The 24,710-nt window shown below is 69.0% G+C and carries 28 protein-coding genes; 20 read left to right on the top strand and 8 right to left on the bottom strand.

Going from position 1 to position 24,710, the window contains the following annotated elements:
- The first annotated feature begins 22 nt into the window (after nucleotides 1-22).
- Nucleotides 23-988 carry a thiamine-phosphate kinase gene (locus tag BN1701_RS17335; RefSeq protein ID WP_054050143.1) on the top strand — a complete coding sequence of 322 codons (966 nt, stop codon included), beginning with the start codon at nucleotides 23-25 and terminating at the stop codon, nucleotides 986-988.
- 40 nt (nucleotides 989-1,028) lie between these two features.
- On the opposite strand, the gene lepB is transcribed toward BN1701_RS17335, so the two are convergent.
- A complete protein-coding gene (lepB, locus tag BN1701_RS17330) occupies nucleotides 1,029-1,661 on the bottom strand; it encodes a signal peptidase I (protein WP_082859904.1) in 633 nt (210 codons plus the stop codon).
- A 461-nt stretch (nucleotides 1,662-2,122) separates the two neighbouring features.
- Between lepB and BN1701_RS17325 the strand changes: the two genes are divergently transcribed.
- From BN1701_RS17325 to BN1701_RS17300, 6 genes are all read left to right on the top strand, one after another.
- Complete coding sequence (locus BN1701_RS17325; protein ID WP_157368039.1) at nucleotides 2,123-2,767, top strand: DUF6230 family protein; 645 nt, start codon at nucleotides 2,123-2,125, stop codon at nucleotides 2,765-2,767.
- A 70-nt stretch (nucleotides 2,768-2,837) separates the two neighbouring features.
- Complete coding sequence (locus BN1701_RS17320) at nucleotides 2,838-3,290, top strand: DUF6114 domain-containing protein (RefSeq protein WP_067521240.1); 453 nt, start codon at nucleotides 2,838-2,840, stop codon at nucleotides 3,288-3,290.
- A gap of 4 nt (nucleotides 3,291-3,294) precedes the next feature.
- The gene (locus tag BN1701_RS17315) at nucleotides 3,295-3,990 is read left to right on the top strand and encodes a DUF6230 family protein (protein ID WP_054050137.1); all 696 of its coding nucleotides are present in this window, start codon (nucleotides 3,295-3,297) and stop codon (nucleotides 3,988-3,990) included.
- Nucleotides 3,984-4,535, top strand: coding sequence for a DUF6114 domain-containing protein (locus tag BN1701_RS17310; RefSeq protein ID WP_197672107.1), 552 nt, complete (start codon nucleotides 3,984-3,986; stop codon nucleotides 4,533-4,535). Before BN1701_RS17315 ends, BN1701_RS17310 begins: the two co-directional genes overlap by 7 nt.
- A complete protein-coding gene (locus BN1701_RS17305) occupies nucleotides 4,532-5,146 on the top strand; it encodes a hypothetical protein (RefSeq protein ID WP_054050134.1) in 615 nt (204 codons plus the stop codon). Before BN1701_RS17310 ends, BN1701_RS17305 begins: the two co-directional genes overlap by 4 nt.
- Nucleotides 5,146-5,835, top strand: a complete 690-nt coding sequence (locus tag BN1701_RS17300) for a DUF6230 family protein (protein WP_054050132.1) — start codon at nucleotides 5,146-5,148, stop codon at nucleotides 5,833-5,835. Before BN1701_RS17305 ends, BN1701_RS17300 begins: the two co-directional genes overlap by 1 nt.
- Here BN1701_RS17300 and BN1701_RS17295 read toward each other — a convergent pair.
- From BN1701_RS17295 to BN1701_RS17280, 4 genes are read right to left on the bottom strand one after another with little or no spacing between them, the layout of a single operon-like run.
- On the bottom strand, nucleotides 5,832-6,044 hold the full coding sequence (locus tag BN1701_RS17295) for a hypothetical protein (RefSeq protein WP_054050130.1): 213 nt from the start codon (nucleotides 6,042-6,044) through the stop codon (nucleotides 5,832-5,834). The genes BN1701_RS17300 and BN1701_RS17295 overlap by 4 nt on opposite strands.
- Nucleotides 6,041-6,349, bottom strand: a complete 309-nt coding sequence (locus tag BN1701_RS35645) for a hypothetical protein (RefSeq protein WP_157368038.1) — start codon at nucleotides 6,347-6,349, stop codon at nucleotides 6,041-6,043. The genes BN1701_RS17295 and BN1701_RS35645 overlap by 4 nt, the downstream gene beginning before the upstream one ends.
- 59 nt (nucleotides 6,350-6,408) lie before the next feature.
- Nucleotides 6,409-7,248, bottom strand: a complete 840-nt coding sequence (locus BN1701_RS17285) for a helix-turn-helix transcriptional regulator (protein ID WP_082859903.1) — start codon at nucleotides 7,246-7,248, stop codon at nucleotides 6,409-6,411.
- On the bottom strand, nucleotides 7,235-7,753 hold the full coding sequence (locus BN1701_RS17280) for a DUF6879 family protein (RefSeq protein ID WP_054050126.1): 519 nt from the start codon (nucleotides 7,751-7,753) through the stop codon (nucleotides 7,235-7,237). The genes BN1701_RS17285 and BN1701_RS17280 overlap by 14 nt, the downstream gene beginning before the upstream one ends.
- A 428-nt stretch (nucleotides 7,754-8,181) precedes the next feature.
- Between BN1701_RS17280 and BN1701_RS35640 the strand changes: the two genes are divergently transcribed.
- The 6 genes from BN1701_RS35640 (at nucleotide 8,182) to BN1701_RS17250 (ending at nucleotide 12,616) form a co-directional block, all read left to right on the top strand.
- Nucleotides 8,182-9,486, top strand: a complete 1,305-nt coding sequence (locus tag BN1701_RS35640; RefSeq protein ID WP_157368037.1) for a hypothetical protein — start codon at nucleotides 8,182-8,184, stop codon at nucleotides 9,484-9,486.
- Nucleotides 9,487-9,496: 10 nt separating this feature from the next.
- The gene (locus tag BN1701_RS17270; RefSeq protein ID WP_054050122.1) at nucleotides 9,497-10,048 is read left to right on the top strand and encodes a HEAT repeat domain-containing protein; all 552 of its coding nucleotides are present in this window, start codon (nucleotides 9,497-9,499) and stop codon (nucleotides 10,046-10,048) included.
- A gap of 81 nt (nucleotides 10,049-10,129) precedes the next feature.
- Nucleotides 10,130-10,606, top strand: coding sequence for a GNAT family N-acetyltransferase (locus BN1701_RS17265; RefSeq protein ID WP_054050120.1), 477 nt, complete (start codon nucleotides 10,130-10,132; stop codon nucleotides 10,604-10,606).
- The gene (locus tag BN1701_RS17260) at nucleotides 10,579-11,100 is read left to right on the top strand and encodes a gamma carbonic anhydrase family protein (RefSeq protein ID WP_054050118.1); all 522 of its coding nucleotides are present in this window, start codon (nucleotides 10,579-10,581) and stop codon (nucleotides 11,098-11,100) included. The genes BN1701_RS17265 and BN1701_RS17260 overlap by 28 nt, the downstream gene beginning before the upstream one ends.
- A gap of 15 nt (nucleotides 11,101-11,115) precedes the next feature.
- Nucleotides 11,116-11,790, top strand: a complete 675-nt coding sequence (locus BN1701_RS17255) for a uracil-DNA glycosylase (RefSeq protein ID WP_054050116.1) — start codon at nucleotides 11,116-11,118, stop codon at nucleotides 11,788-11,790.
- Between the two features lie 190 nt (nucleotides 11,791-11,980).
- The gene (locus tag BN1701_RS17250) at nucleotides 11,981-12,616 is read left to right on the top strand and encodes a hypothetical protein (RefSeq protein ID WP_054055928.1); all 636 of its coding nucleotides are present in this window, start codon (nucleotides 11,981-11,983) and stop codon (nucleotides 12,614-12,616) included.
- A gap of 51 nt (nucleotides 12,617-12,667) precedes the next feature.
- Here BN1701_RS17250 and BN1701_RS17245 read toward each other — a convergent pair whose 3' ends face one another.
- The gene (locus BN1701_RS17245) at nucleotides 12,668-13,990 is read right to left on the bottom strand and encodes a M28 family metallopeptidase (protein WP_054050114.1); all 1,323 of its coding nucleotides are present in this window, start codon (nucleotides 13,988-13,990) and stop codon (nucleotides 12,668-12,670) included.
- Nucleotides 13,991-14,249: 259 nt separating this feature from the next.
- Here BN1701_RS17245 and BN1701_RS17240 point away from each other — a divergent pair, with 259 nt between their 5' ends.
- Nucleotides 14,250-15,437, top strand: coding sequence for an MFS transporter (locus tag BN1701_RS17240; RefSeq protein WP_157368036.1), 1,188 nt, complete (start codon nucleotides 14,250-14,252; stop codon nucleotides 15,435-15,437).
- 33 nt (nucleotides 15,438-15,470) lie between these two features.
- On the opposite strand, the gene rpmB is transcribed toward BN1701_RS17240, so the two are convergent.
- Nucleotides 15,471-15,662, bottom strand: coding sequence for a 50S ribosomal protein L28 (rpmB, locus tag BN1701_RS17235; protein ID WP_054050110.1), 192 nt, complete (start codon nucleotides 15,660-15,662; stop codon nucleotides 15,471-15,473).
- 204 nt (nucleotides 15,663-15,866) lie between these two features.
- Between rpmB and BN1701_RS17230 the strand changes: the two genes are divergently transcribed.
- The 6 genes from BN1701_RS17230 to BN1701_RS17205 all read left to right on the top strand — a co-directional run bounded on the left by BN1701_RS17230 (nucleotide 15,867) and on the right by BN1701_RS17205 (nucleotide 24,103).
- Nucleotides 15,867-17,498, top strand: coding sequence for a DAK2 domain-containing protein (locus BN1701_RS17230; RefSeq protein WP_054055927.1), 1,632 nt, complete (start codon nucleotides 15,867-15,869; stop codon nucleotides 17,496-17,498).
- A gap of 45 nt (nucleotides 17,499-17,543) precedes the next feature.
- Nucleotides 17,544-19,715: an ATP-dependent DNA helicase RecG gene (gene recG / locus BN1701_RS17225; protein WP_054050108.1), complete on the top strand. Its 2,172-nt coding sequence runs from the start codon at nucleotides 17,544-17,546 to the stop codon at nucleotides 19,713-19,715.
- A gap of 93 nt (nucleotides 19,716-19,808) precedes the next feature.
- Nucleotides 19,809-20,684 carry an arpA protein gene (locus BN1701_RS17220; RefSeq protein WP_197672106.1) on the top strand — a complete coding sequence of 292 codons (876 nt, stop codon included), beginning with the start codon at nucleotides 19,809-19,811 and terminating at the stop codon, nucleotides 20,682-20,684.
- Nucleotides 20,685-20,884: 200 nt separating this feature from the next.
- A complete protein-coding gene (locus BN1701_RS17215; protein ID WP_054050106.1) occupies nucleotides 20,885-21,682 on the top strand; it encodes a class I SAM-dependent methyltransferase in 798 nt (265 codons plus the stop codon).
- A gap of 55 nt (nucleotides 21,683-21,737) precedes the next feature.
- The gene (locus tag BN1701_RS17210) at nucleotides 21,738-23,507 is read left to right on the top strand and encodes a choline/carnitine O-acyltransferase (RefSeq protein ID WP_054050104.1); all 1,770 of its coding nucleotides are present in this window, start codon (nucleotides 21,738-21,740) and stop codon (nucleotides 23,505-23,507) included.
- A gap of 32 nt (nucleotides 23,508-23,539) precedes the next feature.
- Nucleotides 23,540-24,103, top strand: a complete 564-nt coding sequence (locus BN1701_RS17205) for a YdeI family protein (protein WP_054050102.1) — start codon at nucleotides 23,540-23,542, stop codon at nucleotides 24,101-24,103.
- A 72-nt stretch (nucleotides 24,104-24,175) separates the two neighbouring features.
- Here BN1701_RS17205 and BN1701_RS17200 read toward each other — a convergent pair whose 3' ends face one another.
- Nucleotides 24,176-24,679, bottom strand: coding sequence for a VanZ family protein (locus BN1701_RS17200; RefSeq protein WP_231949628.1), 504 nt, complete (start codon nucleotides 24,677-24,679; stop codon nucleotides 24,176-24,178).
- Between the last annotated feature and the right edge of the window lie 31 nt (nucleotides 24,680-24,710).

The raw sequence follows: 24,710 nt of genomic DNA, 5'->3' as shown, positions 1-24,710 counted from the left end.
CCATTGGTGATCGGAGGATGTCGTGCGACCGGATACGACCCAGGGCCAGCAGACCGTGGCCGACGTGGGTGAGTTCGGTCTCATCCGCCGAGTCACCGACGGCCGGGCCCAGCCCGCGCCCACCCTGCTGGGCCCCGGCGACGACGCCGCGGTGATCGCCGCGAGCGACGGACGCGTCGTCGCGAGCACGGATGTGCTGGTGGACGGCGTGCATTTCCGCCTCGACTGGTCCACACCGGACCAGGTGGGACGCAAGGCGGTCGCGGTCAACCTGGCCGACATCGCCGCCATGGGCGCGGTGCCGACGGCGGTGCTGGTCGGACTCGCGTGCCCCTCGTCAACCCCCGTCCAGGTGATCGATGAACTGTCGGCGGGCATGTGGGCTGAGGCAGCCAGAGCCCGCATCGGCGTCGTCGGCGGGGACATGGCCGCCGCGGAAACCATGGTGATCTCGATCACTGCGCTCGGCGATCTCCAGGGCCGCAAGCCCGTCACCCGCGCGGGCGCGCTGCCCGGCGACATCGTCGCGGTAGCGGGCAAACTCGGCTGGAGCGCGGCGGGTCTGGCCGTCCTGGGCCGCGGCTTCCGCTCCCCGGTCAGCGTCGTCGGCGCCCACCGCGCCCCCGAACCGCCCTACGCCGCGGGCCCCCAGGCCGCCGACGCGGGCGCCACCGCGATGATCGACGTCTCCGACGGCCTGCTCGCCGACCTCGGCCACCTGTGCGTGGCGTCCAATGTGGCCATCGACGTGCGCACCGATCTGATCGAGGTCCACCAGCGCCTGGTCGACGTCGCCTCCGCCCTGGGCGCCGATCCGCGCCATTGGGTCCTGACCGGGGGAGAGGATCACGCCTTGGCCGCCACCTTCCCCGACCCGGGCGCGGTCCCGGACGGCTGGCGGATCATCGGCAGCGTCACCCGCGGCACCGGCGTCACCGTCGACGGCGGTCCGTACGAGGGCACAGCGGGCTGGCAACACTGGCGATGAGCCAAGGAAACCACGACATCCGCACGCGATCCTGGCGTCGTCAGGACTTCGGGGTCAGGCGGAATCCGCCGGTCTGGTCCAGCGAGCCGAACTCGCCCAGCGGGTAGATCCGCAGCCACAGCCTGCCCAGCACCTGCTCCTTCCGGATCCAGCCGTACGCGCGTGAGTCGTCGGACTGGTCGGGGTTGTCGCCGAGCAGGAACACCGATCCAGCAGGCACGACGGCCTCCGCGTCCTGGCCTGCCTTGCCCGACCCAAGGCAGCACGCCCTGGCCGATTTCCACTGGCCCGCCCACGCCCGCGTCTCCACGGTCTGCCACCGCGAAGCGCCCGAGGGGAGCAGGTGGAGCGCGCCGGTGCCGTCCGGGCGGACCTCGACGCGCACTCGGTCGCCGGGCAGGCCGATGACCCGTTTGACGATGGCGGGCGCGCCCGGGGTCGGGCGGGCGGCGACGACGTCGAAGCGCTGGAGGTCGGCGCTGTCGAAGAACGGTTCCAGGAGAACCCGGTCGCCGTCGCCGAAAGAGGGACGCATGCTGCTGCCGTCGATCTTCTGGGAAAGCGTTATCGCGACAACGAGTGCGACCAGGGACCCGACGAGCAACACGCCGAACCCAATCAGGATCCGGCGCGCGACTGTCGCGTTACCTCTGGGATCAACGCTCGTTGTCATGGCGTCCCTCAATTCAGCCGTATAGCCGATGGTGCGTTCGGACTAACGACGGCGGTTGTTGCACACTTGTTATCAACTACTCAGCGTGACGACCCCTGAGTTCAAGCTACTTGTCGGTAGGGCACAAATCTGACTGGTCGGTCTAAGCGTGCCGGTCAAAGCGACATCTGACAAGTACGTGTGCCCAACGGTAAGCGTTACCCAAGGTAACACGCGCTGCGATCTTCTGACCTGCGCGGCAACTGGCTCTTGCCTGGCCGAAACACGGATGGCACCGTTCGTTCACCGCAGCCGAGTGAGCAGGGACACACACCAGCGAGATCAGGGCGACGACAGCGTTCACGGACGCTGGTGGACGCCCTGCATCACTGTGCGTAGATCTGCCCGCTGTCCCACGGAAGCGGCCAGTCAATACGAGTTGCCGCCCGAGAATTCGGGTCGCACAAACGCAGGAGGTGCTGATGCACGAAACCGCATTGGGCAGAACGCGGTGGGGCAGATTCTCGGTGGTGACCGGTGTCGCGTCCGTCGCCATCGGCGCCCTCGGGTTCGCCATGGCCAATGGTCTGCTCGCGGCGTCGTTCAACGTCAACGGCAGGCCATTCCAGATCGAATCCGCGGGTCTGCAGGGCAACGGGTTCGGCGCGATCATGGACAACGTCACCAAGGACAACGCCGACGGCACCACGTCCGGCCAGGCCGTGGCGCGCGCGGGCTTCGAGACGGCGAACCTCAACGGTCTGTGCGCCGCGGTGCACCAGAGCGTTCTCGGGCTGCCGTTCACCCTGAAGATCGCGGCGGGCAACCCCGCCGACGCCGTCAATGACATCGCGGCCGCTGACATGGTGCTCGACGCCCAGTCGGTGAACTCCAACGCCTCGATGAACGGGCTGGCGCTCGGCAAGTCCGCGGACGACGTCGCCCTCGGCGGCAGCGCGACCTCGCTCGGCGGCACGCCGGGCAACTTCGGTCTGCAGTCCAGCACGGCGAACCTGAACGGTCTGCACGCTGAGGCGTACGCCGCGACGATCGCCGGGACGATCAACCTGACCGGTCTGTCGCTGGCGATCGAGTCCGGCTCGACCAACTGCACCATCGTCAACTGATGTCCGCCGCGTGTTGGTGGCGGACGGCCGCCGCCATCAACACGCGCGCATTCCTTCCTTGGAGCGCGAGATGACCGAACTGACCGTAGAAGTCGAGCAGTCCGCCACGGAAAAGGGCAGGCCTGCCCGAATGTGGGCGGCCTTCACCCGGTTCCGCCGCACCCGCCCGTTCTGGGGCGGCGCCTGGCTCGCCTTCGGCGGCTGGGTCATCCTCTCGCTCACCATCGCGCCGCTGAGCGTCACCTTCGCCGCGGGCGTCGGCGGCGTCTCGGGCTACCTGCTCGGCGGCTCGATGATGATGTTCGCGTTCTTCGCCTGGTTCGCGCCGTCGCAGCGGCACCTCGCCGGGCTGCTCGGGGTGATCTTCGCGGTCGCCTCGCTCGTGCTGTCCAACCTTGGCGGGTTCCTCGTCGGGATGTTCTGCGGCGTCGTCGGCGGCGCCATGATCTTCGCCTGGGGCCCGCCCCCGGCGCACAAGCTGCTGAAGCGCCTGTTCGGGCGCCCTACCCCGGTGGAGCGGTAACACGATGGTCGACATCTTGGGGGCGGTCGCCGCCTGGAACGCGAAGATGCGCGAGTCGGCGGCCGACGAGGTCCGACGCGGTACCCGGTTCGGCCGCACGGTCCTGATGGGAGTGCCCGCGACCGTCCTGGTCGGACTCCTCGGCGTCGGCATGTCCGAAGGGCTGCTGGCGGCGAACTTCATGGTCGTCAACAAGCCGTTCAGCATCAAGTCCGACCAGTTGGAGGGCGCCGGTTTCGCCGCGCTGCTGCACGACCGGCTCGTCGACAACGGCGGCACGGGCACCAGCAAGGGCACCGCGCGCGCGGGTTTCAAGTCCGCGAAGCTCGACGGGCTCTGCGGGGTGGTGCACGAGAGCATCGCCGGGCTGCCGTACACGCTCAAGATCACCGCGGGTGAGCCGGTCAACGGCACCCCGGACGCCACCGCGGAGATCAACGCCTCCGACCTGGTCCTGGAGGCGACGTCGGTCAACGCGTCGAACAGCAACTTCGCCGACATGTACCTGGGCAAGTCCGCCGACGACGTGAAGATGGGCGCCACGCCGCTGGAGGGCGGCACGCCGGGCAACTTCGGCTTGGAGGCGGGCACCGTCAAGATCACCAACCTGGACGCGTCGGCATACACCGTCGAGCTGATCGGGAGCATCGGTCTGCCCGGCCTGAACCTGACCATCCTGCCTGGGACCGTCACATGCTGACCCGCGCCGAACCGGGCAGGCACCGGCGGGACCCCGCGGTCCACCGCGAACAGCAGGCTCCCGGCGATGGCCAGTTCACCGATGACCTCGACCCGACCTCGGCCGATGTGTCCGCTGTGGACGTTGTCGAAGCGGACTTCGTTCTGGAGAAGCCTCGCGGTGTGCTCGCCTGGCTGGCGACCGGCAGGCGCTGGTTTCGCGACTTCCGCCGCACCCGCCCGTTCTGGGGTGGCCTGTGGATGATGCTCGGCGGCTGGACGATCATGTCGCTCACCGTCGCCCCCATCGTCGTCATGCTCTCGGCAGGCGCGAGCGGCGTCGCCGGGTATGTCACCGGGGGCGGGCTGATGGTCCTGGGCCTGATCGCCTGGTTCGCCCCGACCCAGCGCCTCGTCGCCGGGATCATGGGCGGCATCCTGGCCGTGGCCGCGTTCGTCGCGTCCAACCTCGGCGGGTTCCTGCTGGGCACGCTGCTGGGCGTCCTCGGGTCGGCCATGGTGTTCGGCTGGGGACCGAAGAAGCCGCGCGGGCGGGCCGAGTCGTGATCGTGCGGCTGGCCGCCGCCGCCGCGGTCCTGGCGGCACTGGTGACGACGGCGGTCTTCCCGGACGTCTCGGTGTCCGCTGCGGGCGCCGCGTCGGGTTGTGTGAAGGACCCGAACATCGGCTTCTGCGTCGTGCCGACGTCCTACAAGATCGAGTTCGGCCGCGACAGCATCGGCGGCTACCAGTGGCACGCGTACTCGTTCGTCGACCTCGGCACGACCACCATCACCGTCGCCGACGGCACGACCCGCTCGGTGAACCACTACCGCTTCCAGCGGCTGGTGGTCGACCAGAACGCCCTCATCCAGCAGACCCGCCCCGACTACCAGATGCGCATCACCGCCCCCGGCCCCATCGAACTCGGCGGCTCCAACAACTCCGGCGCGTCGATGTGGACGGACGTGTGGGGGTCTGGCCTGCAGTTCCGCTGGGGCCTGTGCCTGTTCACCTGGTCGTGGGTGCCCGACGACCTCAGCCTCAACATCTCCGGCTGCTGGCTGCGGATGGACGCCTACGCCCTGACTTCCTACAACCCGCAGCCCCAGCCCGGCCAGCGGGACAACCCGGTCAACCTGCCCAACGCGACCCTGTCCCTGCTGGGCGGCACCTGATGAACGGAACCCGGTGGGGCCGCTCGGCGATACTCGGCGTCCCGTCGCTGCTCGTGGTGCTCCTGCTGGCCATGGGCCTGCGCACGGGCGTGCTCGCGAGCAGCGTCGTGATCCAGAGCGGCACCGCCGACCTGGCCACCAGCGGCCTCTACGGCATCGACTTCGGCCTGTCGGTGGTGGACGCGACGCAGAAGGTGAAGCAGGCGGACGGAACGGTGGTGCTCAAGAACATCCGCCTCGTCCGCGCGGGCTTCGCCCAGGGCAAACTCAACGAGCTGTGCATCGCGGTCCGCCAGAAGATCGCAGGCCTCGACTTCACCCTCAAACTCACCGGCGGCGACGGCAACCTGGCCACCTGGGAAGTCGACGCCCGCAACGTCGAACTGGACGGACAGCTGGTGGCGGGCACCCTGACCCTGGACGGCGTGGTGAAGTTCGGCATCACGGGCGAGGACGTGACGACGATCAAGAACCCCGACGGTACCTATGTGGACAACCCACTGGACGCCAACCCGTCCCAACACCGTTTCGGCGCGGACGCGACGTTCGCGGAGTTCACCAAGCTGTCGGGGAAGGTGTACGCGATGGAGATCGTGGGGCCGTTCTCGCTGCCGGGGTTGAAGGTCAAACTGGAACCGGGCAATACGACGTGCCCAGCGCCCCCGGCCCCGACAGCCCCGCCGAGCTAACGCCCCCCACTGTCCCCGAGGTCCTCGACGCCGAACCAGCGGAAACGCAACTCGCGCACGTAGCCCGTGGTGTCGGTCAGGATCGTCAACAGCGCGTCGATCTGCTCGACGGCAAGGTCCTCCCGAATGATCGCGGCCGACACTTGTGGTGCCTTGGCGGCGAGCATCGCCAGCGCCTTGGCGATGTCGGTGTCCTCGATGCGGATCATTTGGTGTGGCCGTGGGCGGAGCGTTTCGCGGCCCAGGAGTCCGCTGTTCGGCGCAGCAGCGGTGTGTCCCACCAGTCCTCCGAACACGCGGGGATCACGTCGATGACGGGTTGCGGGGTTTCGTGCACATGATGGTTCGCCAGATAGTCGTCGATGATCAGGTATCGGCGGCTATCCACGCAAATTCCGCGCATGACGGCGATGTAGCGGTCATTCTTCACCCAACGGAAGGTGAACCCGTGGCGGAATGCTCGTGAGCAAGCCTTGTCCCCACGATAGGGGTTGGTCAAACCGAGGATTTCCACAAGGCGAACCTAGTCTTGTGCGCTGCTGAAAGGCATGTTTCAGTCGCGCATCCGAATTATTAGGACTCGTTTGCCATCTGCCGCAGAAAAGTGGCTGCTTCCTGGTTCACTCGCGCGCGTTCCTGGAAGTGTTCGAGGACGTTGACGTGATACGCGACTTCCTGCGGGTCGCGAAGTATGACGCTGCCGGAGAACAATTCGCACATGACGAATCGTTCGTCATAGACGACGAAGCTGCTCAACGGGACCGCGTTCATCTGTGCGTCGTTCGGAACGACAGCGATCGTCACGTTCGGCAGTTCGGCCAGATCGGCCATGTGTCGGGCTTGGGCCGCCATCACTTCGGCCGGAGCTTGGTTCCACCGGACTGCTTGTTCGGTCGTCACAAAGGTGAAACTTCGCGAAGCGTCGTACAGGGCGGTTTGCCGTTCGATCCGAGCTTCGACAGCTCGTTCGACATTGCGCGCAGGCCTGCCTCGAACCGTCGGCGTCAGGATCGCTGCCGCGTATTCGGGGGTCTGCATCATCCCCGAGGGGGCAGCGGGACAGAAGTATCGGACTTGCGTTGAGGAGGCGACCAGGGCCGAGAGTTCGTTTTGCCCTCGCCAAAGGCCGATCTCCGCCAGCGCCCTGATCGACCGATAGTGGACGTTCGCGGTTCTTGCGAGGTCGAGGAACTGCTGCGTCTCTTTCGGGTCGACACCCAATGCGGACAGGATTCTTTCGACATCGGTCACCGACGGCAGGATCTTGCCGCGCTCGATACGGCTGATCTTCGATTGGGACATCGCGCATCGGGCGGCCAAACGCTCGCCGGACAGGCCTGCGGCCCTCCGCATATCGCGAAGGGCATCGGCCAGATCCCGGCGTTCCCGTTGCTGGCGTTCAGGATCGAACATAGTCCTCGAATGGGACGGAACGTTCAAGTGCGACTCGTTGCCACTGCCGATACTTTTCGATCGGCGGATCAGCCAGGAGTTCACGGCTGATCAGCGTCCCGTCTTCGCGATAGGTCAGGCGGAGGACCTCGGTGTCGTCGAAAAGCCAGAAGTCATCGGCGGGTAGATCCAGGGTCAAGCCGGTCGCGTCGAGGATGCGGATGTCCTCACCGTGTTCGATGTTGCGCGGTATTCCCCAGGCGAACGCATACCGCGTGTAGTCGGTGAACGGCCGACGGACAACTTTCACTCGCCCGATCGACTTGCCCGCGGCTACATTGGCGCGCGTCAATTCGAGCCATTCGATGTATCTTGGCGCGAGATCGGGCTCGGGCCGGCCTGCGAGAAACTGGCCCAGGGAGTCCGCCTCGCCGGGGATCGTGTACGTCGGCTGTGTCTCGAAGCGCCACGCCGATCTCAGGTAGGTGCGGAACAGGTTACGGGAACCGTCATGTCCCAAGCGCACGGATGGCCTCCCTGACCACGGTCATTGGCAACTCGACGGCTTGTTCACCTTGACCGAGGCGAAGCCCGTTGGCAAGGGACACGCTATCGCCTTGGAACACGACTGTTCCTCGATCGGACAGGTACACCGCCGGACAGTCGTCGTCCTGGCAGTCGCCCGCTATGCGGCGCAGGCTAATCGTTACTCGCTGTGGCGTCATGATTACGTTGTAGCAGAGGTGGTGGGGCAGCCATCGGCGTCAGTCACGCTTCCGCATAAATGTCGACCCATCGGGAAGCAGGTAAGCGGGTGCCCGTTCGGGTCGGCCTTGTCGCTCGATCGGGCGGGGTCGGCCCGCGTTCGCGCGAGGACTTTGTCCGCCACTAACAAACGTCTCCCAGGAGCCGACGAACAGACACACGATCCCGACTTCGTGAGAGTAGGTCGCGATGACTTGGCTTGGGTGGGAAAGCCTCGGCGGGACGCTGACCAGCGATCCGGCGGTGGCGTCTTGGTCGTCCGGGCGACTTGACGTGTTCGGACGAGGTACGGACAACGCGTTGTGGCACAAGTGGTTCCAGAACGGCTGGTCGGGCTGGGAGAGCTTGGGCGGGATCCTGACGAGTGGGCCTGCCGTGGCGGCCTGGTCGTCGGGCAGGCTGGACGTGTTCGTGCGCGGTACGGACAACGCGCTCTGGCACAAGTGGTACCAGAACGGCTGGTCGGGCTGGGAGAGTCTCGGCGGGATCCTGACCAGCGGGCCCGCGGTGGCGTCTTGGTCGTCCGGGCGACTGGACGTGTTCGTCCGTGGCACGGACAACGCGTTGTGGCACAAGTGGTTCCAGAACGGCTGGTCGGGCTGGGAGAGCCTGGGCGGGGTGCTGACCAGCGACCCAGCGGTGGCGTCCTGGTCGTCGGGCAGGTTGGACGTGTTCGTGCGCGGTACGGACAACGCGCTCTGGCACAAGTGGTACCAGAACGGCTGGTCAGGCTGGGAGAGCCTCGGCGGGGTGCTCACCAGCGCCCCCGACGTCTCGTCCTGGGCCGCGGGCAGGCTCGACGTGTTCGTCCGCGGCACCGACAACGCGATGTGGCACAAGTGGTACCAGGGCGGCTGGTCGGGCTGGGAGAGTCTCGGCGGGATACTGACCAGCGGGCCCGCCGCGGCGTCGTGGGGACCGAACCGGATCGACACGTTCGTGCGCGGCACGGACAACGCGCTCTGGCACAAGTGGTGGGCGCGGGTGCCGACGGTCCGGGTGCACACCAAGATCCTCACCAACCCGAACGTCTCGGTGGCCACGGTGATGCAGCGGATGCGGGAGGTGTACGGCTCCGTCGGCGTGCACGTGCAGCACGCGTCCACGGAGAATCTGAACCTGCCCACCCTCAACGACGTCGACGTCGGCACCTGCACCCGCGGCAACGCCACGGCCGAGCAGATCCAGCTGTTCGCCAACCGGAACAACGCGGGTCCGAACGACGTCGTGGTGTATTTCGTCCGGTCGACCGTCCCGCCGTTCAACGGGTGCGCCGCGCACCCGGCGGGGCAGCCCGGCGCGGTGGTCGCCCAAGGCGCGACGCAGTGGACGTTCGGCCACGAGGTCGGTCACGTGCTGGGACTCAACCACGTCAGCGACAGCAACCGGCTCATGACCGGCGGCGGCACCGCGAACATCACCAATCCGCCACCGGACCTGATCGCGAGCGAACGCGACACAATGGTGGCAAGCCCGTTCACCCAGGACCTGTGAGGAGGGCTCGATGGCAATCACATTCGAACAGGTGCGGGCCGCGCTGATCCCAGAGGAGCCGAACTACCAGTCGGCCGCGGCTATGGGCGCCGAGGCGCTACCCCACCTCAAGAGCATGGTCGAGGGCGGCGAGCCGATGCTCGCGGCCAAGGCCGCCTACCTGGCCAGCCTCATCGACGACGACGGCGTCGTGGACATCCTGCTGGCCGCGGCCGCGAACCCGGACCCGTCGGTGCGGGTCGCCGCGGCCTCGGGCACCGGCAACCTCGCGTCCAGTCGCGCGGAGGTGGTCCAGGCGACTCTGGCCGAGGACAAAGACCCCGGAGTGCGGGCCAAGAACGCGCGGGCCGCCGGGCTCGACGACAGCGGGATCTGGGAATCGGCCCAGGAGTCGGTGGCCACCGCCGAGTCGGAGCCGGAACCACCGTCGGCCGAGGGGCTGATGCCCGGCGAACGCCCGAGCGCCGACCTGGCGGAAGGCCTCATGCCCGGCGAGGCGGACGCCGTGCCCCAGGCGGTGGCGGCAGAGGGACTCATGCCCGGCGAGCGTCCGGCGCGGTGACCTGAAGTGGGCGGCGGGGCTGTGGCGAGGTCCACGGCCCCGCCGCCACGTTTCAGACGGCGGACAGACGACAATCGCGGGGTGGACATCCAACCCAGGGCCTACGACCACCCCCACTCGCGCCTGCTCATCGACGAGGTGCAGGACGAGTACGTGATCCGCTACGGCAGCCCGGACGAGTCGCCCGTCGACCCCGCCGAGTTCGCCCCGCCGCTCGGTCGGTTCTATGTCGGCTACGTCGATGGCCGCCCGCTGGTCACCGGCGGCTGGCGCGACCACGGCGACGGCACCGCCGAGATCAAGCGCATGTACGTCTCGCCAGCCGGCCGCGGCAAGGGCCTGGCCAGGGAGATGCTCGCCGAGCTGGAGCGGACCGCGGCGCGGGCCGGGATCGCGCGGCTGATCCTGGAGACCGGGACCAAGCAGCCCGAGGCCGTCGCGCTCTACCTCTCGTCCGGCTATGCCGACATCCCCGCGTTCGGGCACTATGCCGGACACGAACTCTCCGTTCACCTCGGCAAGGAGATCGCGTGCCCGTCTACGCCCTCGGCGACCTGACGCCGACCATCCACCCCGACGCCTACGTCCACCCGGACGCCACGGTCATTGGCGCCGTCACGCTGCACGCAGGGGCGTCGGTCTGGCCGCAGGCGGTCCTGCGCGGCGACGCGGGAACGATCGAGATCGGGGAGCGGACCAGCGTGCAGGACGGGACGGTCATCCACTGCACCCCGTTCCACCCGGCGAAGATCGGCGCGGACTGCGTCATCGGGCACAACGTCCACATCGAAGGCGCCACCGTCGGCGACCGGTGCATGATCGCTTCCGGGTCGGTGCTGCTGAACGGGTCGGTGGTCGAGGACGGGGCGATCCTGGGAGCGGGCGCGGTCATGTCGTTCAACGGGCACATCCCGGCCCGATCCATGGCGCTGGGCGTTCCGGCGCGGGTCCGGGAGGGCCACGTGGTCGAGGCGGACATGACCTCGGGGATCGTCCAGATCTACCTGGCCAACGCACAGGCGTACCGGGCGGGGCTGCGTCGGCTGGACTGAGTAGGCTTTTCCGGCGTGGCACGACCTTTGACTGAGATCGTCGAAGCCGGGTGGGCGCAGGCACTGGCCCCGGTCGAGGATCAGATCGCCAAGATGGGCGAATTCCTGCGCGCCGAGATCGCCGCCGGGCGGAAGTACCTGCCCGCCGGGGAGAACGTTCTGCGCGCCTTCCAACAGCCGTTCGCGGATGTGCGGGTGCTGGTGGTCGGGCAGGACCCGTATCCGACGCCCGGGCACGCGGTGGGGCTGTCGTTCTCGGTGGCGTCCGACGTCCGGCCGATTCCGAAGAGCCTGGTGAACATCTACAAGGAGTACTGCGAGGACCTCGGGCACCCGCTGCCCTCGAACGGCGACCTGACGCCGTGGGCGGACAACGGGGTCCTGCTGCTGAACCGGGCACTCACCGTCGAGCCCGGCAAGGCGAACTCCCATCAAGGCAAGGGCTGGGAGGACGTCACCGAGCAGGCCATCCGCGCGCTCGCCGCGCGCGGCGGTCCGCTGGTGGCGATCCTCTGGGGGCGCAACGCCCGCAACCTGCGGCCGATGCTCGGTTCCGTGCCCGCGATCGAGTCCGCGCATCCGAGCCCGCTGTCGGCGCACGCGGGCTTCTTCGGGTCGAAGCCGTTCAGCAAGGCGAACGCGCTGCTGACCGAGCAGGGAGCGGAGCCGGTCGACTGGAAGCTGCCCTAACGGCAGGGGTGCACCAAACAGCCGCCGCCGTGCCGCTGAACGCCTCCACCCAGCGCGAATTCGTTGGCCCAGCCGGGTGGAGTTCGGCCCGGCTCGTAGCAGGCAAGCCGCACCGCCGACTCCTTGAATGATCGACTTCGGTTCGACCGTCGACTGCCAAGGGGAACTCATGGGCTCTGTGGTGCATCGGATGAAGCGGTTGCTGAACGACCCGGACAATCCGCGCTCGGTGTCGAGTCGGGCACGGGCCAAGCGGTGGCAGGAGTTGCTCGGCCGGTTTCCCGATCTCGCTGACCTGCGGGTGCTCGACCTCGGCGGCATGCCTTCCTTCTGGCGCAACGATTCCGTCCGTCCCGCGGCGGTCACGACGGTCAACCTGGTGGACGCGGCCGCCCCGGAACCGTGGTTGCGCCACGTCGTCGACGACGCCTGCGACCCGGTCAAGGTCTCGGGCGAGCGGTTCGATCTGGTGGTGTCCAACAGTTTGCTCGAACACGTCGGCGGCTACGGGCCGCGGTGCAGGCTGGCCGGGGTGATCCACGATGCCGCCGACCGGCACTGGGTGCAGACGCCGTACCGGTACTTCCCGGTGGAGCCGCACTGGACGTTCCCGGCGCTGCAATTCCTGCCGGTGATCCTGCGGGCCGCCGTCGTGCGCCGCTGGCCGTTCGGCCATGCCACGCTCGACCGGAACGCCGCCATCGACGCGATCCTGGCGACCGATCTGGTCTCGGCGACCGAGATGCGGCACCTGTTCCCCGGCTCGGAGATCTGGCGGGAGCGCGCCGCCGGGCTGCCCAAGTCACTGGTCGCCATTCGCGCGTAGCCGCGCTCGGCCGGAAGGAGATCCGGTCGAGCGCGGCTCCGCGGTCAGCGATCAGAAGGTGAGCTTCCAGCTGTTGATGTGGCCGGTGTCGTAGCGGGCGACGTCTTGGACCTTGAGTTTCCAACTGCCGTTTGCGGCCTCGGTGGAGGCGTTGACCGTGTAGGTCGCGATCACGTTGTCGGCCGAGTCGTTGGCGCTGGAGTTCTTCAGCCGGTACGCCGATCCGTCGGGCGCGATCAGGTCGATGACGAGGTCACCGCGCCAGGTGTGCTTGATGTCGACGTCCACTTTCAGCGTCGCCGGGGCGTTGCCCGTGAGACTGGAGACGGTGATGGCGCTGGTGACCGCGGCGCCCGCGTCGGGGATGTTGACGTCGTTGGTGTTCTCGAAGACCTTGCCAGGGGGCGGCGGCGGGGCGCCCGTGTCGGCCAGTTTCCACACCGTGTGCGCGATCGCGTCGGAGTTGCGGTCGAGCGCGGTGGCGTCGATGTTGTTGCTGCGGTCGCAGGACCGGTGGTAGCAGGCGTCGAACGCGGCCGCGGTGCCGCCCCACTTCTGGACCTGGGCGGCGGTCTTGGTGCCCTCGGCGCCGGTGAAGATGCCGCCGATGGGGATGCCCGCGTCGGCGAACGGCGCGTGGTCGGAGCGCCCGGTGATCCCGGTGGCCTCCTCGGTCTGGACACCGATGCCGGTGAAGAACTCCTCGATCGTGCGCTGGATCTGAACCGAGCCGCTCGGGTGCGCGTCGCCGTCGTAGACCATGTAGCCCGCGTTCGGCGAGGCGACCATGTCGAAGTTCAGATACTGCTTGACCTTCGCCCGCTCGGTGCCGCCGAGGTTGTTGACGTAGTACTTGGACCCGATCAGGCCCAGTTCCTCAGCGCCCCACCAGCCGAACCGCAGGTGCTTGGCGGGCTTGAACTGCTCCCGCGCCACGGTGAGCGCCACCTCGAGGACAGCCGACGTGCCCGAGCCGTTGTCGTTGAGCCCGGCGCCCGCGGTGACGCTGTCCAGGTGCGCGCCCGCCATCAGGATGTTGTTCGGGTCGCCACCGGGCCAGTCGGCGATCAGGTTGTACCCGGTCGCGCCGTTGTGGGTGAACGGCTGGGTCGACGTGGTGAAGCCCGCGGCGTCCAGCTTGCCCTTGACGTAATCCAGCGACCGCTGGAACCCGGGCGTTCCGTGCGCGCGGTTGCCGTTGCTGTTCGTGGCGATGGTCTGCAATTCGGTCAGGTGCGCCTGGACGTTGGCGACCGAGATGTCCGGGACGGCGGCGACGGCCTGGGGTGCCGCCGCGTTCGCCATGGGGACAACAAGGATCGCGCCGACGAGCAGACCTCCGGCCGCGAGCGGCACAAGAGTTCGTTTGAACATGGTTGCTGCCTCCAAGCAGGGTTCGGGGACAACCAGTCGCATGGTCGCGTAGATCGGTTGTGCGCTAAAGGTTCAAAAGTCGCCTTCGATTGCCATATGCGGATGTCTGACTGTGTTCGCGGTCGACAGGGCCGTTCGGGAAACCGATAGGGCGACCGGGTGAACCGCGCTCTGGTCGACTGCCCTTCCGGGTAGAGCGCGCGGGCTAAGGGTGTGATGTCCGTTCTGTTCCAGGGAATTCGGCGATACCGTCGGTGCGGTGCCGGGGCGTCGGGATCTGCTGTTGGTAGCGTCCGGTTCGGCGGTGTCGATGTTCGGCACAGCGGTCACCCTGATCGTGCTTCTCTTGCACGCCAAGACTTTCGGCTCCTTCGCCGTGGTTTCCGTGCTGATCGCCGAGTTCGTTCCCGTCACCCTGGGCGCGCCGCTGGCGGGCTTGCTGGTCGACCGGCTCCCCAACCGCCGTCTGATGATCATCGGGCAGGTGGTGCAGGCGGGGGCGGTGATCGGGGTCGTCGCGGTGCTGCACACCTTGCCGCTGGTCTTGGTCATGCTGGTGTTCCTCGGCTGCGGCACCGCCGTGGTGAACCCGGCCGCGGCGGCCATGGTGCCGGTGATCTGTGGGGAGCGGGACTCCACGCGCGGATACGCGGTGGTGGCGACAGGCCGCACGTTGGGGATGCTCGCCGGATCGGCGGCGGGCGGGCTGCTCGTGGCCACGCTCGGAACGCGGGATGCTCTATATATAGACGCCGCCACCTATCTGGTGCAGGCCGCCATGTTGGGGTTCGTCCGGACCGAGCGCGATCCCCGGGGTGCGCGGCGGCGCAGGCGCCAGGGGGACGCGTTGGCCGGGTGGCGGCACGTCGCCGCCGATCCGGTGCTGCGGGTGGCGTCGGTGAGCCTGGCGGTGGCGATGGCCGGGGTCATGGCGGCCGACGTGGCCAACGTCTTCTACGTCACCGACGTCCTGCGCGGCGGCGCCGCCACGCTCGGGGTGCTGCACGCGGCCTGGATGGCCGGGGTGTTCGTCGGGGTGCGCGTGGCGGGGCGGTCGCGCACCGAACGGGCGCTGCTCACCGGGCTTGGCCTGTCGTGCTGCGCGATGGGGATCGCCATGCTCGTCCCCGCTCTGCTGCCGTTCACCGCCCCCGTCGCGCTGGGCTACCTGCTCGGCGGCGCGGCGAACGGGCTGCAGAACGTCTGCAACCAAGGGCTGCTGCGCTCCCGGACGCCCGAGCACCTGCGGGGCCGGGTCTTCGCGACCGCGGGCGCGATCCTGATCGGGTCCAACGTGCTCGGGACGGTCCTCGGCGGCGCCGTGGTGGCGGTGTTCGGGGCGCGGCCGTCGTTCGCCATCGCCGGGGTCGCCGCGCTGGTCGCGGGCTTGGCGGCACTGCGCGCCTTACGTGCGGTGGGCACAACGAAACCGGCGTCGGTGACCTGAGTCACCGACGCCGGTTTCGATAAAGAGCTCAGCTCAGCCGCGAACGACCTTGCCCGCCTTCAGGCAGGAGGTGCACACGTTGAGGCGCTTGGTCTGGGAGATGCCCAGCTTGGCGCGCACGCTCTGGATGTTCGGGTTCCACCGACGGTTGGTGCGTCGGTGGGAGTGCGAGACCGACTTGCCGAAGCCTGGCCCCTTGCCACAGACGTCGCACACGGCAGCCACGTCAGACACTCCTTCAGGTTGCGGTGCCCACGGCTCGAACAGCTTGAACAACACACTGTCAAACTCGTGGGCGCACGTACGAGGGCCCAGGCAGGCCCGGGCAGTCATCACAGCGTAACGGGTGCCCGCGTGGTGTTCCAAACCGGGTGGCCGGGCGGTCGCTACGCTGCCCGGTTAAGCGAGGACCCACGGGAGGTAGGCGTGCTGCAGGCGCTCGACGCTGGCGAGGTGCGGCGATGGGCAGCGGCCTGCGTGCAGTCCATGGACGCCCACCGCGCCGACATCGACCGGATCAACGTCTTCCCGGTCGCCGACGGCGACACCGGGTCCAACCTGCTCAACACCCTGCGCGCGGCGCTGGAGGCACTGCTGCGAGCCCCGGTCGACGAGCGGTCCGACGCGGGCGGCGCGTTCTCGGTGCTGGCAAAAGGCGCGGTGACCGGCGCTCGCGGCAACTCCGGGGTGATCGTCTCGCAGTTCCTGCGCGGGGTGGCCGAAACCGTCCATGACCAGCACGAAGTCACCGGGCCGCTGCTGCACAAGGCGCTCGTTCGGGGAGCTGAACTGGCCACTGCCGCGGTGTCCAAGCCGGTGCCCGGCACCATGCTCAGCGTCCTTGACGCCGCCGCGGCCGCGAACAGCCCGGACACCCTGCCCGAGGTCGCCGCGGCCGCCGCCATCGCCGCGGCCGACGCGCTGGACCGGACCCCCGAGCAACTCGACGTGCTGGCCGAGGCGGGCGTGGTCGACGCGGGCGGGCGCGGGATCGTCGTCCTGCTCGACGCGCTGGTCGCCGTCATCGGCGGGCGCCCGCCCGAACTGGCCGCCGCCGCGCGGGTCAGCGCCGACACGGCCGCGCCGCGCAGGCCGGAGAACCCGCTGGTCGCGGCCCGCGAGGACGGCTCGGACCTCTTCGCCTACGAGGTCATGTACCTGCTGGAGCAGGCCACCGACGTCGCGGCGCTGCGTGACGCGCTCGACGGGCTGGGCGACTGCGTGTCCGTGGTCGGCGACGGCGCGGACCTTTGGACGGTGCACGTGCACTGCAACGACGTCGGCGCGGCGATCGAGGCCGGGATCGAGGCAGGCAGGCCCCGCCAGATCCGGGTCGCGCGGTTCGCCGACGCCGTCTCCGCCGAGGCGGGGCGCTACGCCAAGGACCGCGCGGTCGTCGCCCCGGTGCGCGGCGACGACCTGGCCGAGTTGTTCCTGGCCGAGGGCGTCGCGGTGCTGCGGGTGGCCGATGGCGACGAGCCGACGCCGTATGAGCTGCTCCAGGTCATCACCGGCACCGGCGCCGCCCACGTCACCGTGCTGCCCGGCGACCACGGGCTCATGGAGATCGCCGACGAGGCCGCCATCCGCGCTGTCGCCGCGGGTCAGGACGTTGTCGTCGTGCCGTGCGCGTCCCCGGTGCAGGCGCTGGCCGCGATCGCCGTGCACGACCCGCGTAGGCGGGCGGGCGACGACGTGGTGGCCATGGCCGAGGCCGCCGCCGCGACCAGGCGTGGCGCGGTCGTCGTCGCCGCCGAGGACGCGATCACCTGGATCGGGCCGTGCAAGGCCGACGACGTCGTCGGGTTCGCCGACGGCGAGGTGGTGCTCATCGAGCCGGGACCGCCGACGGCGGACACGCTGGCCAAGGTCGCGTGCGGGGTGGTCGACCGGATGCTGGCCGTCGGCGGTGAACTGGTCACCGCCCTGCTCGGCCGCGACGCACCCGCCGGCGTCGCGGAATCGCTGGCCGACTATCTGCGCACGGACCGCCCGGAGGCCGACCTGATGGTCTACCGCGGCGGCCAGTCCGACTCGGTGCTGAACCTGGGCCTCGAATAGTCGGGGCCGGACGACATAATCGGGCCGGACACGGAACGGAGGATTATGGCTTCGCTGGGCGACAAGCTCGATCGGGTGGTGGGCAAGAAGTCGGCCGACGCGCTCAACGCCGCGTTCTCCCTGGAGACCGCGGGCGAGCTGCTGCGCCACTATCCGCGCCGCTACGCCGAGCGCGGCCAGCTCACCGAGATCGCGGGCCTGGAGGTCGGTGAGCACGTCACGGTGATGGCCAAGGTCGTCTCGGTGAACAAGCGCCAGATGAAGACCAAGCGCGGCTCGATCGTCGAGGTCGTGCTGACCGACGGCAAGAAGTCGCTGGAGTGCGCGTTCTTCAACCAGCCGTGGCACCTCGACAAGCTGCGCCCCGGCTTGGACGCGCTGTTCGCGGGCAAGGTCACCGCGTTCCGCAACAAGCTGCAACTGGCCAACCCGGACTATCAGCTCATCGACTCGACCGAGGACGTCAACGTCGAGGAGTTCGCGGGCAGCCTGATCCCGGTCTACCCGGCCTCGGCGAAGATCCAGTCCTGGCAGATCGCCCAGTGCGTGCACCAGGCGCTGGGCATGCTCGACGCCATCGACGACCCGTTCCCCCTGGAACTGCGGGAGAAGCTGGGCCTGTCGGAGTACGACGCGGCCGTGCGCGCGATCCACCTGCCCGCCGACTGGTCCGATGTGGAGTCCGCCAAGACCCGGCTCAAGTGGGACGAGGCGCTGGCGCTGCAGCTCGTGCTCGCCCAGCGCAGGCAGGCCGCGGGCGCCCGCCCCGCGCCCGCGTGCCCGCCCCGGCCCGACGGGATCCTCGACGCGTTCGACCAGCGGCTCCCGTTCACCCTGACCAAGGGCCAGGTGGAGGTGGGCCACGCCATCACCGAGGACCTCTCCGGCAGCCATCCGATGAGCAGGCTGCTGCAGGGCGAGGTCGGCTCCGGCAAGACGATCGTGGCGCTGCGCGCGATGCTGCAGGTGATCGACTCGGGCAGGCAGGCCGCGCTGCTGGCGCCGACCGAGGTCCTGGCCGCCCAGCACGCCCGCTCGCTGGCCGAGATGATGGGCGACCTCGCGCAGGGCGGCATGCTCGGCGGCGCCGACAACGCCACCAGCATCACCCTGCTCACCGGCTCCCTGTCGGCCCCGCAGCGCAAGCAGGCCATGCTCGACGCGGCCAGCGGGGCGGCGGGCATCGTGGTCGGCACGCACGCGCTGATCCAGGACAAGGTGATCTTCGCCGACCTGGGCTTCGTCGTGGTCGACGAGCAGCACCGCTTCGGCGTCGAGCAGCGCGACGCGCTGCGGGCGCGGGCGGGGGAGAACGTCAGCCCGCACGTGCTGGTCATGACCGCGACGCCGATCCCGCGCACCGTCGCCATGACGGTCTACGGCGACCTGGAGACCTCCGCGCTGCGCGAGCTGCCCGCGGGCCGCTCGCCGATCTCGACCAACGTGGTGCCCGTCGCCGAGCGGCCCGCCTGGCTCGACCGAGTCTGGCAGCGCGTGCGCGAGGAGGTCGGCAAGGGGCACCAGGCTTATGTGGTGTGCCCGCGCATCGGCGACGACGCCGCGGCCGAGGACGCCTCCGGCGGCGACGAGGGCTCAGACCGGCGTCCGCCGCTCGCGGTGGTGGACGTGGCCACCGAACTGGCCGACGGCGCGCTCGCCGGGCTGCGGCTCGGGGTCCTGCACGGACGGCTCGCCCCGGACGAGAAGGACCGGGTGATGCGGGCCTTCGCCGCCGCCGAACTCGACGTGCTGGTCGCCACCACCGTGATCGAGGTCGGCGTCAACGTCCCCAACGCCACCGCGATGGTCATCATGGACGCCGACCGCTTCGGTGTCAGCCAACTGCACCAGCTGCGCGGCCGGGTCGGCCGGGGGAGCGCGCCCGGACTCTGCCTGCTGGTCACCGAGATGCCCGGCGGCACCGCCACCCGCGACCGGCTGGCCGCCGTAGCGTCCACTTTGGACGGATTCGAGCTGGCCAGGCTCGACCTGGAGATGCGCCGCGAGGGCGACATCCTCGGCGCCAGCCAGTCCGGGTCCCGCTCGGGGCTGAAGATGCTGTCGCTGCTGCAGGACGAGGGGGTCATCGCCGACGCGCGGATCGTGGCGCAGGCGCTCATCGCCGACGATCCCGATCTTGGGCCCTATCCCGGATTGGCCACCATGGTCGGCCAACTCGTCGCCGACGACCGCGCGGAATATCTGGAAAAGTCCTGAATTTACCGGATCTTGGGCGCGCGACACAATATGGCTACCGTCACGAAATCGGATCGGTTTTTCGGTGGCGCCGATCCACTTCGGATCAACAGAATGAACCGCATGATCGCACCGGGAGCTCGGGTCATCGAGCAGGTCGTGGACACCGCGCGATATCCGCTGGCCGATCCGGCGGGCGAGGGCTGGCACGCCGCGGTTTCCCAGGCGCGCGCCGAATTGCGCGCCGACGGGTGCAGTGTGCTGCCAGACTTCCTCCGCGGCGACCTGCGCGAGGCCCTGCGCGCCGAGTGTGCCGCCGTCGCGCCGCTGGCGCACTATGACGTCGAGTCGGTCAACGCCTACAACATCCCGCTCGACGCCGACCTGCCCGAAGGCCACCCCGGGCGGCTGATCATGGAGCGCGGCAACGCTTTCGTGGCCCGCGACCGGATCCCGGCCGAGTCGATCATCCACCGGCTCTACACCAGTGAGCTGTTCCAGCGGTTCGTCGCCGAGTGCTTCGAACTCGACGCGCTCCACGAGTTCGCCGACCCGCTGGCCGGGCTCTGCCTCAATGTGGTGTCCCCGGAAAAAGGGCATCCCTGGCACTTCGACACCAATGAATTCACCGTCAGCATGCTCACCCAGCAATCGAACACCGGCGGCGTGTTCGAATACTGCCCGAATATCCGGTCGGCCGGATCGGAGAACCTCGACGACGTGGCCGCCGTGCTGACCGGTGAAGGCGAACGGTTGATCAACCGGCTTTCGCTGCGGCCCGGCGACCTACAGCTGTTCAAAGGGCGCTATTCGCTGCACCGGGTGACCCCCGTGCACGGCGACACCGCCCGCCATTCCGCGATCTTCGCCTACAGCGAGCGTCCTGGGGTGATCGGCAGCCTGGAACGGACCAGACAGCTCTTCGGCCGGGTCCTGCCAGAGCACCTGGCCGCCGCGGGCACGGTGCGCGGCGACGAACTCCTGGATTAGGAAGGTAAAGCCGGACTGAGACATGGCGCTCCCTCCGGAAGCGCGGCCAGTGACACGGCGCTCCCTCCGGGAGCGCGGCTCGGCCGCCTTTAGGTGGCGATCCGGGGGCCCGCGAACACGAGCGACTGCGTCGCCGTGCCCGCGAACCCCCGGATCGCCACCGCGGCCGAGCGCAGGACACTAGGAAGGGAACCGAAGGCGTGGACTTGGACGCGACCGGAAAGACCTCCTTCGACGACATCTACACCCAGCCCGACCCGCGCGGCTATTTCGGCGTGCTGAGCGCGCTGGACTACCGCATCCCCGAACTGGCCAAGCCGTACTTCCTCAAGCTCATCCAGGAGTTCCAGGAACAGCGCGGCGCCGAGGCGACCGTGCTCGACATCGGCTGCTCATACGGGATCAACGCCGCGCTGCTGCGCTGCGACTCCACTATGGACGAGATGGCCGAGCGCTACCGGGCGGTGAGCGGTCTGAACACCGACACCATCAGCTCGATCGACCGCCGGTTCGTCGAGCAGCGCGGTGGCCTCGACGGGGTGCGGTTCGTCGGGTTCGACGCCTCCGAGCCCGCGCTGGCCTACGCGCGGGCGGCGGGCTTCGTCGACGACACCCTGCACGCCGACCTGGAGAGCGCCGACCCGACCGACGCCCAGCGCGCGGCACTGGCGGGGGTCGACATCGTGGTGTCCACCGGCTGCGTCGGCTACGTCACCGAGAAGACGATCGGCCGGGTCGCCGAGGTCGGCAGGCCGTGGATGGCGCACTTCGTGCTGCGGATGTTCTCCTTCGCCCCGATCGCCGAGCGGCTGAGCGCGCTGGGCTACCGGACCGAGCGGGTCGACGGGGTGTTCAAGCAGCGCCGGTTCGCCTCGGCCGAGGAACAGGACCAGGTGATCGAGTCGCTCGCGGCGGCCGGGGTCGACCCGAGCGGCCTGGAGTCCGACGGCTGGCTCTACGCACAACTTTTCGTATCCCGGCCTCGAGACACCCACTAGTGCTCACGGCCATGATGAGTTACCCGATCATCCCTTCACGAGTTCGAGGTCGACAGTGAACAGCAGCCCGGATTGGTCTCCCCGCACCTTCGGCAATGAGGACCGGCTGCCCCGGGTCCCACTGCCCACGCTCGCCGAGACGTGCGCGCGGTTCCTGGAATGGTGCGGCCCGCTGCTGACCGCCGAGGAACTGGCCGCGACCGAGTCCGCCGTCGCCGCCTACATGGCGCCGGACAGCGCCGCGCACGAGCTGCACGCGGCTCTCGTCGAGTACAACGAGACCCCGGGCGTGCACAGCTGGCTCGACACGTTCTGGCCGTCGCGCTACCTCGGCCGTCGCGACCGAATCGCCCTCAACGCGAACTTCTTCTTCCTCTTCAAGGACACCGACGAGACGCAGACCGAGCGCGCGGCGGGCCTGATCGCCGGTGCCGTGGCCTACAAGCAACTGCTGGACGACGAGCGCGTCCCGCCGGTCGTCCAGCGCGGCCAGGCGCTGTCGATGGAGCAGAACAAGTACCTCTTCTCGTCGACCCGAATCCCGGGCGACCCGCAGGACACCGTGCGCACCCCGTACAGCGACGAGTGGCCCGGCCCGTCGCGGGCACGGCACATCGCGGTCCTGCGCGGCGGCAACATCTACCGAATGGACGTGCTCGGCGCCGAGGGCACCCCGCACTCCCTGGACGACCTGTCCGCGGGCCTGAACGCGATCATCAAGTCCGCCGCCGCCCCCGCCGAGTTCCCGGTCGGCCACCTGACCACCCTGGCCCGCGCCGAGTGGGCGGCCACTCGCCAGAGCCTCGCCGAGTCGAACGCCGCCGCCGTCGACACAATCGAGACGGCGCTGTTCTGCGTGTGCCTTGAGGACATCGCGCCCTCGGGTGATCAGGAAGCGTGCGACCAGCTGCTCTACGGCGACAACCGCTGGTTCGACAAGGCCGTGTCCCTCGTCGTCTTCGCCGACGGCAAGGCCGGGATCAACATCGAGCACCAGGGCCTCGACGGCACCACCATCCTCGCCTTCGTCGACGCCCTGCTGAACTCCACCCCCCAGGAACACGAGACGTCGTCGGGCGCCGCCGCCCAGGGTCTGCCCGCCATCGAACCCGTCGAGTTCGCCCTGACCGATGCCCTGCGCGAGACGATCAAGTCAGCGGGCGCCGCCTTCACCCAGTACGCCGCCGACACCGCCACCCAGACGGTGTCGTTCGCGGACTTCGGCGCCACCCGCGCCAAGCAACTCGGAATGTCCCCGGACGCCTTCGCCCAGCTGGCCTACCAACTGGCGCACAAGCGCACCAAGGGCTTCGCGGGCGCCACGTACGAATCGATCGCCACCCGCCAGTACAACCGCGGCCGCACCGAAGCCATGCGCGTGGTCACCCCCGAGGTCCTGGCGTTCCTGTCCGCGATGGAATCCGACGACGTCAACGCCCGCCGCGCCGCCTTCCGCGCCGCGGCCGAGAAGCACGTCGCGCGAGCCAAGGAATGCCAGGCGGGCCAAGCCCCCGAACAGCACCTTTGGGAACTCCAGCTGATCCAGAAGCGCCGCGGCACCGGTGCACCGCTCGCGCTCTACGACACCCCCGGCTGGCTCAAGATGCGCGACGACTACCTGAGCACCAGTTCGGCCCCGTCGACGAACATCACCTACTTCGGCTTCGGCTCCACCAGCCCCCAATGCATCGGCGTGGCCTATGTCCTGCTCCCTGACAGCCTCAACATCTACCTGAGCACCCCCATCCAGGTCGCCGCCGAGATGCACACCTTCGCCGACAACCTCAGCGGTGCCGTGGTCGAACTGCAAGAACTGCTCGCGTAGGGATCAGCATTTCGCAGGTGCAAGATGGTGCCATGACCGAGCCGACCATCACCTGCGAAGACGTCGCCGAATGGGAGTCGTGGCTGGAGGCCAACCACGACTCCCAGGCGAGCGTCTGGATCAAGATCGCCAAGAAGAACAGCGGAATCGCCTCGATCACCGCGAACGAGGGAATCGACGGCGCACTCTGTTTCGGGTGGATCGATGGCCAGCGCCGGTCGCTGGACGAGACGCACTTCCTCCAGCGGTACTCACGCCGACGCCCCAAGGGCACCTGGTCGCAGGTCAACGTCGCCAAGGTAGCGGCCCTGACCGCGGAGGGACGCATGCGTCCGGGAGGTTTGGCGGAGGTGGAAGCCGCCAAAGCCGACGGCCGCTGGGCCGCCGCGTACGCCTCGCAGAAAGCGGCAACGGTTCCCGACGACCTCGCCGAGGCGCTGACCCGCGACAAGTCCGCCGCCCAGGCATTCGAGGCCCTGGACAAGACCAGCCGCTACGCGATCCTGCTCGACCTCATGAAGGCCCGCACCCCCGCCACCCGCGCGACCCGCCTCGAAAAGGCGATCGACGCACTCCGCGGCGCCACGCGCGCCTAAGGATGCCTACCGGCGCACGGGTACTTCAGCGGCTTCGGCCAGGTAGGGCTCGTGCACGCGCATCCCTGAACCCTAAGCGGCACGGTATATCGCTCCGGCCGTAGTGCGCCACCAGCGGCGCGACGCCGCCGCGGCCAGCCCGGCGCCCGCGGCGTTGAGCAGTACGTCGTCCACAGAGGACACCCGGTCCAGCCGCAGCACGTACTGCGCGGTCTCGAGCAGGACCGAGCAGCCCGCCGCGAACACCAGGATCCGCGGTACCGACGCCAGCGCCGCGAACCGCAGCGGGCCGAGAAACCCCAGTGCCGTGAACACCAGCAGGTTGCCGACGACCTGGCCCGTCGACATAGTGAGCAGGTCCTGCAGCGGTACCAGGTTCACCCGACCGGAGACGGTGCCTGCCCCGCCGCCCGGCAACATGATCATCCATACCCACGGCACCGTTCCGTAGACGATGCCGACCTCGGCCAGCGACATCCGCCACGCGGGCGTGGTGCCGGTGGCACTCCTACGGCGTGCCAGAGCCCATGCCGCCAGCGCGGCCAACGGCAGTACGGCCACCGTAATGAGCACCACGCCAGTGAACGTACTGACCCAGCCGTGCCAC

The organism is Alloactinosynnema sp. L-07 (assembly GCF_900070365.1).
GTDB lineage: Bacteria > Actinomycetota > Actinomycetes > Mycobacteriales > Pseudonocardiaceae > Actinokineospora.
The sequence above is the reverse complement of the archived record's forward strand: the minus strand, read 5'-3'. Positions and strand labels throughout refer to the sequence as shown.

Bases quoted from the DNA above. Each gene is read 5' to 3' on its own strand.
- BN1701_RS17295 (WP_054050130.1), bottom strand. From the start codon at position 6,044: ATGATCCGCATCGAGGACACCGACATCGCCAAGGCGCTGGCGATGCTC.
- BN1701_RS17320 (WP_067521240.1), top strand. From the start codon at position 2,838: ATGACCGAACTGACCGTAGAAGTCGAGCAGTCCGCCACGGAAAAGGGC.
- BN1701_RS17285 (WP_082859903.1), bottom strand. From the start codon at position 7,248: ATGTTCGATCCTGAACGCCAGCAACGGGAACGCCGGGATCTGGCCGAT.
- BN1701_RS17270 (WP_054050122.1), top strand. From the start codon at position 9,497: ATGGCAATCACATTCGAACAGGTGCGGGCCGCGCTGATCCCAGAGGAG.
- lepB (WP_082859904.1), bottom strand. From the start codon at position 1,661: ATGACAACGAGCGTTGATCCCAGAGGTAACGCGACAGTCGCGCGCCGG.
- recG (WP_054050108.1), top strand. From the start codon at position 17,544: ATGGCTTCGCTGGGCGACAAGCTCGATCGGGTGGTGGGCAAGAAGTCG.
- BN1701_RS35640 (WP_157368037.1), top strand. From the start codon at position 8,182: ATGACTTGGCTTGGGTGGGAAAGCCTCGGCGGGACGCTGACCAGCGAT.
- BN1701_RS17310 (WP_197672107.1), top strand. From the start codon at position 3,984: ATGCTGACCCGCGCCGAACCGGGCAGGCACCGGCGGGACCCCGCGGTC.
- BN1701_RS17245 (WP_054050114.1), bottom strand. From the start codon at position 13,990: ATGTTCAAACGAACTCTTGTGCCGCTCGCGGCCGGAGGTCTGCTCGTC.
- BN1701_RS17325 (WP_157368039.1), top strand. From the start codon at position 2,123: ATGCACGAAACCGCATTGGGCAGAACGCGGTGGGGCAGATTCTCGGTG.
- BN1701_RS17250 (WP_054055928.1), top strand. From the start codon at position 11,981: ATGAAGCGGTTGCTGAACGACCCGGACAATCCGCGCTCGGTGTCGAGT.
- BN1701_RS17205 (WP_054050102.1), top strand. From the start codon at position 23,540: ATGACCGAGCCGACCATCACCTGCGAAGACGTCGCCGAATGGGAGTCG.
- BN1701_RS17315 (WP_054050137.1), top strand. From the start codon at position 3,295: ATGGTCGACATCTTGGGGGCGGTCGCCGCCTGGAACGCGAAGATGCGC.
- BN1701_RS17220 (WP_197672106.1), top strand. From the start codon at position 19,809: ATGAACCGCATGATCGCACCGGGAGCTCGGGTCATCGAGCAGGTCGTG.
- BN1701_RS17300 (WP_054050132.1), top strand. From the start codon at position 5,146: ATGAACGGAACCCGGTGGGGCCGCTCGGCGATACTCGGCGTCCCGTCG.